A 6,578-nucleotide genomic window follows, 5' to 3' on the forward strand; every position below is an offset into this window, starting at 1 on the left:
CGCCCCAAACAGTTCTAAAATCATCCGACTCCGTGTGGGAACTTCCCTCTCCCGGAAACCCCAAAACCAGATATCTGCTCCTTGTTCAACATCCCCGCTAAATTTTTCGCCCTCATTCCGTTTCTCATAACCAAAATAACGGTAAACTAAAAACTACAAGACCTAGACTGAAAAACCCATGCTAGACGAACAAGCAAAAACAACTATTCTCCGAACAATGCCCCACGCCCTATATATTTGTGGAGTCAAAGAAGGAGACGACATCAATGGTTTTACCGCCAGTTGGGTGATGCAGTCATCCTTTAAACCTCCCCTAGTGGTAAACTGCGTTCGCAATGACTCCCGGTCCCACGCCATGATTAAAGCCAGCGGTGTGTTCGCCCTGACTTTTTTAGAATTGGGACAAAAAGACATTGCCCAAAAATTCTTTAAGCCGCAGCGTTTAGTCGGTAGCAAATTCGAGGACCTGGAATTTTACCTAGGAGAAACAGGCTGCCCGATTCTCTCAGATTCTCTAGGCTACATCGAGTGTAATGTAGTTGGTAGCGTGGAAAAAGGTGACCACTCGGTTTTCGTCGGGGAAGTAATCGCGGCCGGAGTTCACCGAGAAGGGGAAATTCTCTCCTTAGCGAGTACAGGATGGAATTACGGAGGTTAAAACAGGATTTATGCCACTGATTAAAGTCAAAACATCGATTTCTCAACCGGAAAAATCCCAAGTTGAAAGTTTACTCAAGGATTTGTCAGCATCTCTGGCTAAACATCTAAGTAAACCCGAATCCTATGTGATGACTGCTTTTGAACCTGATGTTCCTATGACCTTTGGTGGTACTACAGACCCGGTCTGCTATATGGAAATCAAAAGTATTGGTAACATCACTCCAACGACTACTAAAGCTATGAGTCAGGATTTCTGCCAAAAAATTAATCAGGCTTTAGGTGTCCCCAGCGATCGCATATATATTGAGTTTGCTGATGCACCCCGGACTATGTGGGGCTGGAATGGTGGCACATTCGACTAGGTGACTTAACAGATCCTTAACAGTTGACATCAGACCTGCTGTGAAATTAACGGCAATTGGCAACCCTCTCCCACCGGGAGGGGGAATCAGTTTTAATTATGCCACTGATTAAAGTCAAAACATCGATTTCTCAACCGGAAAAATACCAAGTTGAAAGTTTACTCAAGGATTTGTCAGCATCCCTGGCTAAACATCTAAGTAAACCCGAATCCTATGTGATGACTGCTTTTGAACCTGATGTTCCTATGACCTTTGGCGGTACCACGGACCCGGTCTGCTATATGGAAGCGTTTACCGTTGTCTTGGAATTGTAGAAGTCCAGATTGGTGTCAAGGGACTTAATGCGATCGCTTTTTTGTCCTAGCTGGGAATTTGTACTTATCTTGTCCATTTTCCCAGTAGGTTGTCCTCGATTTGGCCAGTCTGATTAATTACTCCTTGGCTTTTCCTCTGGGATGGTTAATCCGGCTAGTGCGATCGCTTAATCCTGTTGGGTAATGCCTATATTGATTTAGGATTGTGTAAATCAGCTTCATTAATTCGTTGTCTCTGGAGTTAACCTCTGATATCAGTTTCTGATTTTGCTTCATTAACTGCCAGACTAAAAAAACGGTAATGCCATCAGTTCCCAGTTTGACTATCTCAGGTAATACATTAGAATCCATCGTTGTTTTTTTCGTTGTCTTTTAAGATTAATTCATCATAGTAATTTGTCTTGGCTAAATATTTTTCAATATGTTTTAAAGTAAGCCAGATAAGTTGTCTGTCCCCTCGGGTTTACTTTCTGATTGAATTTCCTAATCTATTGATGTCTTCTTTATTTTTTTTTACAGTAGTTTGGAGTTCAGAATATTTTGCTGAAAGATACCAAATACCTCCCGAAAAAGAAACAAGCCAACTAATAATTAAAGCAATTTTTTCAATTTCTAGATGCATAAAGTTAGAAAATCCTGTGCTTTCAAACACTAAAATTAAGTTTTGAAAAAATTGCTTGTGGTTCGTTTTCTGGTAATCCGGATAGACTCCCAGTTATCCGCAAAATTTAGACCGTTGGTAAATTAGATTTGTTCTCTACTGCTAATTCCCGAATTCTCAAATCTTTGGAAGAATGACAATTTTCTTTCTAACCTTCTTGTCACGGAGCCATCCCGTTGCCATACTATATCAAACAATGTTTCATCAGAAACTACGTTTAATCGTTGAACATGAGGTAGTTGGTTGTGTTCTTTTTTAGCCTGGGAAAAAGCCTCAACAAATTCGTAAAGTTCTACGGTAGCATCTACGTTTTCAGCGTCAGTGCCTAATGAAGCCAGCAAGGTTTTTAACGTTGAACCATCTGGGAGATGGTTGATTAATTGACTGATAGAGATATCCATATTAAGCTACAAAAGCCTCAATTCTTATAGCACAAAACATAACATTTAGGACGTATAATGGCAAGGATATCTACAGAAGACCCAAAAGGCCAGCCCCCTACAGTTACGACCTTAGACAAAAAGTTATCAATGCAATTGAACTATACGGTATGTCCAAAACCAAAGCCAGTCAATTTTTCCATCTCAGCCGGAACACTATCAATCTCTGGCTGCAAAGAAAAGAACACACCGGAGACTTCCTCCCTAAACCTAATCACCGACCTGGCAATAACCACCAAATTACCGACTGGCAAAAATTCAAGGCTTTTGCCCAAGAGCATGGCSACAAAACCTCCGCTCAAATGGCTGAACTTTGGGATGACGACATCTCTCCTGGCACCATATCCAGAGCCTTGAAGAAAATTGGCTTCACCAGAAAAAAAACTTACGGCTACCAAGAAGGTGATGAGCAACAGCGAGAGGCGTTTATTGCTCAGATTCAACATATGGAGCCGGAAGGGTTGGTTTACCTCGATGAAGCTGGCATGAATAGTCAAGACTCGGATTATCCTTATGGTTACTGTGAGCAAGGACAACGCTTCGATGTCCTCAAATCCGGGAAGAGGCAGGGCAGGGTGAGCTATATGGCCGCATGGTGTTATCAACAACTCTTAGCCCCCGATCGCTTTGAGGGTTGTTGTAATCGGACAGTGTTTGAGTTGTGGTTGGAGTTCATCTTAATTCCAACATTGAAGCCAGGTCAAACTCTAGTACTGGACAATGCAACGTTTCATAAAGGGGGGCGGCAGGCTGAACTGGTGGAGGCRGCTCAATGCCGTTTACTCTATCTACCACCTTATTCGCCAGACCTCAACAAGATAGAGAAATGTTGGTCGTGGTTGAAAGCCCGCATTCGCCATTGCACGTGAGCAGTTTGATTCTCTCGATGATGCCATGGATTCCGTTCTCACAGCTGCGTCCTAACTACCTTGACTAATGCTATAATTGTCACCAGTGTGCGAAACGTTCAGGCATGAAATAGGGTTGCAATACCCGAAATAACCGCCTGGTGGGGACTTTAGCCCCTCGGATGAATATAAGGAACACATTCCTGACCATCCTCATAACTGTTTATATGTCCCAACGATTTGTATCAATATGATACCAAATCAAGGCAGGGAGCCCAAGGTCAATACACTCTGTAACAAATCGTAATAATTATTAACATAACAGAAGTTACGAAGCAGAAATGAGGGCAACGGCGATAGCCACCCCCAGTTTCAGGATACACAACCCGTCAGATTGAAGCGGGGAACGGAAGGCGTGAAGTAGAACCTACTACCAAATGCGACCACTGCCAACCATCCATGACTAAGGAAATCTGAATGTTCCGACTTGAACCATCGTCACAAGTAGGTAGCGAAATAGGTTGAGACGCTGCGCTCAAAAGAGTAAGGGGAAAAGTAGGGTAATATTGGCAACACCTACACAGACCTTTAAAAGTACCCCGGTGGAAAGGACAAGTCTAAAGATGGAATGCCCATATAAACGGAACGTTTTAACCCCTTCTGGGCTCTGACAATCTGGTCGAGAAAGTCAGTAGTGAAAAGTGTAAGCGTAAGCCCATTAGGGGGTGAGATGTGACCAGAAGCCAATGCCCGACTGTAATGGTAGGGATATGCTAACGGGTCACGGTTTGATTGTAAAGAAATAGAGCCTAGTAGGTGTACAGATGGCGATAGCGAGTTCAAAGAAAGGGTTTGGGNAAACCAAAACTAATCAAGACTACGAAAAACGCATGGAAGGCAAWCCCATGGACTAAGGTTCAACGGAAAGTATTCAAGCTCCAAAAGAGTATATTCCAAGCAGCTAAATCGGGACAAGACGCAAAGGCACGAAGGTGGCAACGTCTATTGGTGAAGTCATATTATGCCCGACTCTTAGCAGTGCGGCTGTAGGGGCGGGTTCCACGGTCAGCCATGCTTCCCAACAGTCAGCTTAATAAACCCGCCCCCCAGGCGGGTCAAGGCAAGAAGACAGCCGGTGTTGATGGAGTAAGAGCAATCTCTCCAAGACAAAGGTTCGAGCTTGTTAAGAACACTAAGGGAAATCTCAAAGCAAAACCACTGCGACGGGTGTGGATTCCAAAACCTGGTAGGGATGAAAAAAGCTGGAATAGGAATTCCCACAATCCAAGATAGAGCGAGGCAAGCCTTGGTTAAGTCGGTTCTCGAACCTGAATGGGAATCGAGATTTGAAGGCACAAGCTACGGGTTCCGTCCAGGACGGTCAGCCCAAGATGCAATAGCCAGGATTTACCAGAGTATCAACAAAGGTGAATATTTCGTGCTAGATGCAGATATAGCGTGCGAGACGTTTAGGAGTGAAATAGGGCTGCAATGCCTGAAATAACCTCCTAGTGGGACTTCCACCCCTTGGTGGAATATAAGGGATTCGCACCCCTGACCATCCCATAACTATCTATGTGTCTCAACATCTGGCTTCGACAACCAGATAAGGCAGAGAGACTCAAGGTCAAGACTGAGCGAAAAAAAAGAGGGAAGTTGTGAACCCCTTGAGTATAACGTAAGGTTGAGAGTAACGGCGGTAGCCACCCCCAATTTGAGKATTCACACTCAACGGGTTGAAGCGGGGAACGGAAGGCATAATAGAGGAACCTACCTCTCACTCGACCACTGCCAACCATCCATGATTAGGGAAACCGAATGTCCGGCTTGAACCATTGTAATGCGTCAGTAGCGAAATAGGTTGATACGCTGCGCTCAAAAGGGCGAGGGGAAAAGTAGGAGGCTGTTATAACTACCTACACAGACCTTTAAAAGTACCCCGGTGGATAGGACAAATCTAAAGATGGAATGCCCGCATAGATGGAACGTTTAAACCCCTCATTGGCTCTGCTAATAAATAAGTGAGTGTGCGAGATGTTTAGGAATGAAATAGGGCTGAAATGCTCGAAATAACCTCCTAGTGGGGGCTTAAACCCCTTGGTTGAATACAAGAAACTCGTATCTCGTTTCTGAGCATCCCCATAACTGTTTATATGTCCTGACGTTGGGAGGAATCCAAACAAGGCAGGGAACTCAAGGTCAAGACTGAACGCTGGTGTTATGTACAGCAGGAAGTTGAGAGTAAAGGCGATAGCCACCCCCAGTTTCAGGACTCACAACCCGTCAGATTGAAGCGGGGAACGGAAGGCGTGAGGGAAACCTGTTCCCAATAACCCGACCACTGCCAATCATCTATGATTAGGGAAACCGAATGTCCGGCTTGAACCATCGTCAATTTATAGTAGCGAAACAGGTTGAAACGCTGCGCTCAAAAGAGCAAGGGGAAAAGTAGGAGTTTACTTACACTACCTACACAGACCTTGAAAAGTACCCCGGTTCTGAGGACAAATCTAACGATGGAATGCCCATATAATCGGAACGTTGTAATCCCTCTAATGCTCTGCCTATAAACAAGTGAGTAATGCTATTCACAAGGCAGTAGTGAAAAATGTAAGCGCATACTTAGAGGGTGAAGGATGTGACCAGAAGCTAAAGCCCAATTGTAATGGTTGGGATATGCCCAATTGTCACGGTGGGGATATAGATACTGCGGTCAGTAAGAGTATAATGGCGAGGACGAGTTTAAAGACTACGTGGTGCATATAGCTCTGAACATCGAAGTAGAAAGCAGGTCTGTTGATTCTGCTCCTTTGACAAATAGGGTATCCACACCAGGAGCCGTGTGATGGGAAACTATCAAGCACGGTTCTGAATAGGAGTTCGGGAAGGTGACTTCACTCTCGACCCCTAACCCTCCTAGGGGAAAGGATGTGACTGAAAGCCAATACCTAACTGTAATGGTTAGGATATGCCCACTAGTCACGGTGTGGATATAGAGACTGCGACAACTAAGAGTGTTTATGACGAGAGCGAGTTAATGACTACGTGGTTGTATATATAGCACTAGTCAATACGGTTAGGACGCAGCCTTGAGAACAGAATCCATGGCATCATGGAGAGAATCAAACTGCTCACGTGCAATGGCGAATGCGGGCTTTCAACCACGACCAACATTTCTCTATCTTGTTGAGGTCTGGCGAATAAGGCGGCAGATAGAGTAACTGGACTTGAGCTGCCTCCACCAGTTACGCCTGCCGCCCCCCTTTATGAAACGTTGCATTGTCCAGTACTAG

The 6,578-nt window shown here is 44.6% G+C and carries 9 protein-coding genes and 3 pseudogenes; 7 read left to right on the forward strand and 5 right to left on the reverse strand.

The window, feature by feature from the left end:
• Positions 1 to 178: 178 nt before the first annotated feature.
• From B9T16_RS24200 to B9T16_RS24210, 3 genes and pseudogenes are all read left to right on the forward strand, one after another.
• Positions 179 to 658 (forward strand): flavin reductase family protein, encoded by a 480-nt coding sequence (locus tag B9T16_RS24200; RefSeq protein ID WP_410244280.1) that lies wholly within the window; start codon positions 179 to 181, stop codon positions 656 to 658.
• 10 nt (positions 659 to 668) lie between these two features.
• Entirely contained in the window at positions 669 to 1,022 is a 354-nt protein-coding gene (locus B9T16_RS24205; RefSeq protein ID WP_006618154.1) for a phenylpyruvate tautomerase MIF-related protein, read from the forward strand.
• Positions 1,023 to 1,120: 98 nt separating this feature from the next.
• Positions 1,121 to 1,309: pseudogene (locus B9T16_RS24210) on the forward strand (phenylpyruvate tautomerase MIF-related protein); the annotation flags it as partial.
• A 144-nt stretch (positions 1,310 to 1,453) separates the two neighbouring features.
• Here B9T16_RS24210 and B9T16_RS24215 read toward each other — a convergent pair.
• The 3 genes from B9T16_RS24215 to B9T16_RS24225 all read right to left on the reverse strand — a co-directional run bounded on the left by B9T16_RS24215 (position 1,454) and on the right by B9T16_RS24225 (position 2,398).
• Positions 1,454 to 1,687, reverse strand: a complete 234-nt coding sequence (locus tag B9T16_RS24215; protein ID WP_410245976.1) for a hypothetical protein — start codon at positions 1,685 to 1,687, stop codon at positions 1,454 to 1,456.
• A gap of 112 nt (positions 1,688 to 1,799) precedes the next feature.
• Positions 1,800 to 1,988 carry a hypothetical protein gene (locus B9T16_RS24220; RefSeq protein ID WP_231852203.1) on the reverse strand — a complete coding sequence of 63 codons (189 nt, stop codon included), beginning with the start codon at positions 1,986 to 1,988 and terminating at the stop codon, positions 1,800 to 1,802.
• A gap of 92 nt (positions 1,989 to 2,080) precedes the next feature.
• The gene (locus B9T16_RS24225; RefSeq protein ID WP_014275673.1) at positions 2,081 to 2,398 is read right to left on the reverse strand and encodes a hypothetical protein; all 318 of its coding nucleotides are present in this window, start codon (positions 2,396 to 2,398) and stop codon (positions 2,081 to 2,083) included.
• A 68-nt stretch (positions 2,399 to 2,466) separates the two neighbouring features.
• On the opposite strand from B9T16_RS24225, the gene B9T16_RS24230 reads away from it, so the two are divergent.
• The 4 genes and pseudogenes from B9T16_RS24230 to B9T16_RS24245 all read left to right on the forward strand — a co-directional run bounded on the left by B9T16_RS24230 (position 2,467) and on the right by B9T16_RS24245 (position 4,789).
• Positions 2,467 to 3,361, forward strand: a protein-coding gene (locus B9T16_RS24230) for an IS630 family transposase (protein ID WP_410245979.1) whose coding sequence is annotated in 2 segments (ribosomal slippage) — positions 2,467 to 3,297 and positions 3,299 to 3,361 — 894 coding nt in all. Because the reading frame shifts where the segments join, the coding sequence is not laid out codon by codon here.
• A gap of 748 nt (positions 3,362 to 4,109) precedes the next feature.
• A pseudogene (locus B9T16_RS24235) lies at positions 4,110 to 4,335 on the forward strand (reverse transcriptase N-terminal domain-containing protein).
• 21 nt (positions 4,336 to 4,356) lie between these two features.
• A complete protein-coding gene (locus tag B9T16_RS24240) occupies positions 4,357 to 4,578 on the forward strand; it encodes an HNH endonuclease (protein WP_410245977.1) in 222 nt (73 codons plus the stop codon).
• On the forward strand, positions 4,538 to 4,789 hold the full coding sequence (locus B9T16_RS24245) for a hypothetical protein (RefSeq protein WP_410245978.1): 252 nt from the start codon (positions 4,538 to 4,540) through the stop codon (positions 4,787 to 4,789). The genes B9T16_RS24240 and B9T16_RS24245 overlap by 41 nt, the downstream gene beginning before the upstream one ends.
• Positions 4,790 to 5,551: 762 nt before the next feature.
• On the opposite strand, the gene B9T16_RS24250 is transcribed toward B9T16_RS24245, so the two are convergent.
• Both B9T16_RS24250 and B9T16_RS24255 read right to left on the reverse strand, forming a co-directional pair.
• The gene (locus B9T16_RS24250) at positions 5,552 to 5,674 is read right to left on the reverse strand and encodes a hypothetical protein (protein ID WP_006620893.1); all 123 of its coding nucleotides are present in this window, start codon (positions 5,672 to 5,674) and stop codon (positions 5,552 to 5,554) included.
• A gap of 687 nt (positions 5,675 to 6,361) precedes the next feature.
• A pseudogene (locus B9T16_RS24255) lies at positions 6,362 to 6,578 on the reverse strand (transposase); the annotation flags it as partial.

This window comes from Arthrospira sp. PCC 8006, assembly GCF_046480465.1.
Taxonomy (GTDB): domain Bacteria; phylum Cyanobacteriota; class Cyanobacteriia; order Cyanobacteriales; family Microcoleaceae; genus Limnospira; species Limnospira platensis.

Coding starts and splice junctions, on each gene's coding strand:
- B9T16_RS24250 (WP_006620893.1), bottom strand. CDS start 5,674: ATGGTTCAAGCCGGACATTCGGTTTCCCTAATCATAGATGATTGGCAG.
- B9T16_RS24245 (WP_410245978.1), top strand. CDS start 4,538: ATGAAAAAAGCTGGAATAGGAATTCCCACAATCCAAGATAGAGCGAGG.
- B9T16_RS24205 (WP_006618154.1), top strand. CDS start 669: ATGCCACTGATTAAAGTCAAAACATCGATTTCTCAACCGGAAAAATCC.
- B9T16_RS24240 (WP_410245977.1), top strand. CDS start 4,357: ATGCTTCCCAACAGTCAGCTTAATAAACCCGCCCCCCAGGCGGGTCAA.
- B9T16_RS24215 (WP_410245976.1), bottom strand. CDS start 1,687: ATGGATTCTAATGTATTACCTGAGATAGTCAAACTGGGAACTGATGGC.
- B9T16_RS24225 (WP_014275673.1), bottom strand. CDS start 2,398: ATGGATATCTCTATCAGTCAATTAATCAACCATCTCCCAGATGGTTCA.
- B9T16_RS24200 (WP_410244280.1), top strand. CDS start 179: ATGCTAGACGAACAAGCAAAAACAACTATTCTCCGAACAATGCCCCAC.